Source organism: Mesorhizobium sp. M7A.F.Ca.MR.362.00.0.0, assembly GCF_004023175.1.
Taxonomy (GTDB): domain Bacteria; phylum Pseudomonadota; class Alphaproteobacteria; order Rhizobiales; family Rhizobiaceae; genus Mesorhizobium.
In genome coordinates, this window is sequence record NZ_RZTF01000280.1 from 6,690 (window position 1) to 8,786 (window position 2,097).

3 protein-coding genes and 1 pseudogene are annotated in these 2,097 nt (G+C 58.6%); 3 read left to right on the top strand and 1 reads right to left on the bottom strand.

Annotation, left to right across the window (positions count from 1 at the left end):
• Positions 1-207 (bottom strand): annotated as a pseudogene (locus EOC06_RS43560) (GGDEF domain-containing protein); the annotation flags it as partial.
• Positions 208-613: 406 nt separating this feature from the next.
• Between EOC06_RS43560 and EOC06_RS26505 the strand changes: the two are divergent.
• From EOC06_RS26505 to EOC06_RS26515, 3 genes are all read left to right on the top strand, one after another.
• Complete coding sequence (locus EOC06_RS26505; RefSeq protein ID WP_027036778.1) at positions 614-1,030, top strand: GFA family protein; 417 nt, start codon at positions 614-616, stop codon at positions 1,028-1,030.
• Between the two features lie 81 nt (positions 1,031-1,111).
• Positions 1,112-1,471: a diacylglycerol kinase gene (locus tag EOC06_RS26510; RefSeq protein ID WP_023810560.1), complete on the top strand. Its 360-nt coding sequence runs from the start codon at positions 1,112-1,114 to the stop codon at positions 1,469-1,471.
• Between the two features lie 40 nt (positions 1,472-1,511).
• Positions 1,512-2,097 (top strand): hemerythrin domain-containing protein (locus EOC06_RS26515; RefSeq protein WP_127268647.1); only part of this gene is annotated, 586 nt, incomplete at its 3' end.

Here is a 2,097-nt window from a genome sequence, read left to right on the forward strand (position 1 = left end):
GCGCCCGATCTGGTCCAGTTCATCCTGTGTCGGCCGGCTGGCCAGCGAAACGACGGCCAGGCTGAGTTCGCGATTGGTGCCGCTCAGGGCCTCATAGAAGATCTCGTAATTGCGCGGCAGGCCGAGCACGCCCAATTGGCGCATTGTCGCGACAACAGTGGCTGCGATGTCGGTGCTTCGTTCGGTCGGGACAGCTGCCGGCTGCATCTTGGTTCTTCCCCTCGGATCCTCCGCGGAATTCGCGGTTTCCCTTTGTCGCCGAGCCCTGGGGAATGCGACCGACGCTTCGAACAACTTGCGAAGGGATGCGTCCCCACCCACGGCCTTCGCTTGCAGGTGACCATAAATGCGCCGTCGCTAAAGTTTCCTTAACTGGCAGAGGTTCAGCGGGTTTTCTCTGTCTGCGGGCTGTAAAAGCCTTAGTCCGTGCGTCCAGCAGTTGGAAACAACGCCGGTGCGGCGGCTTGAATTCGCGATTCGCGCATCGCACTCTTGAAAATGAAACCGAATTTCGGATTCTCCACGCCAGCACATGTCGCATTTGCTTGCGTGCTTGCGCGGCAAAGCTGGAATCCTAAGCCATGCCCGGCACTTTTCTTCAAGGAGGATCGACGTGAGTGATGGTCACCAGGGATCGTGTCTGTGCGGAGCCGTCCGCTTCAGAACGAACGGGGCGCTGCGTGGCGTCGTCTATTGCCATTGCTCGCAATGCCGCAAGCAGAGCGGACATTTCTATGCCGCGACCAATGTTGCCAACGCCGACATCGTGATCGAGGGCACGGAAAGTATCACCTGGTACGAAGCCTCTACCTTCGCCAGGCGTGGGTTCTGCAAGGCATGCGGATCGGTGCTGTTCTGGAAGCCGCGAGACCAGGACTACGTTTCGGTCATGGCGGGATCGTTCGACAAGCCGACAGGTCTTGAGGGGGAATGCCATATCTTCGTCGGTGACAAGGGCGACTATTATTCGATCGACGACGGGCTGCCACAGTTTGAAAAGTCGACACCGTCCATACCGGTTGCTGAATGAATCTTGGACAAGTCACCTTATTCCATTGATCTGGCCAGCCATTGCATTATCCCGTGCCGGTGATTCGCAAAGGGGTTTGGCATGCAGCGGCTGATCGATGCTTATTTCAATTCGGTGCGGGCGTTTCGCAAGCTGGCCACCAGCGAGAAGGCTTTCCAGCAGGAGCTGATGCTGCTGGCGCTTGCCTTGCCGCTCGGCTGGTTCGTTTCGATCTCGTGGCGCGGTTATGCCTTGCTGATCGGCGCCGTGTTGCTCTTGATCATGGTCGAAGTGCTTAACACCGGCATCGAGGCGGCATGCGACGCTTTCAGCCGCGAGTTCAATGTCGATATCCAGTTGGCCAAGGATTGCGGTTCGCTGGCGGTGCTGATTTCGGTGCTCATCGTCGCCGGCGTCTGGGGCATTGCCATTATCGAGCGGATCACCGGGCTACCGATCTAGCCTTTCGATGCCTATATGCCAGTCACCAAAGGAGACTGTCATGGCCGGGGCCGCCAATTTTCTGCTTCTCGAACGCGTGGGCCTGCCGGATGATCTGCGCTGGCTGGCCGAGAAATATCCGCGTGAAAACTGGCAGGACCATGCCAACATCCACGGCATCGCCAATATGTGGCTGCAGCGGCACGACATGTTCCGCGAACTTGGCGGCATGCTGGCCAACGGCATCGGCGACTACCGTGAGGGACGGCTGACGGCGCCTGATTTCGCGCGCTGGTTCGCGCCCCGCCTCAATCATTTTCTAGGCAACCTCGACGGTCACCACAACGTCGAGGATTATCAATATTTTCCGGTCTTCGCCAAGGCCGAGCCCCGTTTGAAGCACGGCTTCGAGATACTCGATGCCGACCATCACACCATCCATGAAGGGCTGGAGCGTAATGCCGAGGCGGCCAATGCGTTCATCAAGACGCTTCAGGAGAGCGAAGACAGACAGCGCTTCGCCGCCGACGCCTATGCCGACGAAAACAGCCGGCTGATCGCCATGCTGACAAGGCACCTTGCCGACGAGGAAGACCTGATCATCCCGCTTATTCTCGATCGGGGGGATCAGGCACTCGGCGTGGATT

What these genes read in the sequence shown, in the direction of transcription:
- EOC06_RS26510 (WP_023810560.1), top strand. Translation starts at nt 1,112, where the DNA reads ATGCAGCGGCTGATCGATGCTTATTTCAATTCGGTGCGGGCGTTTCGC.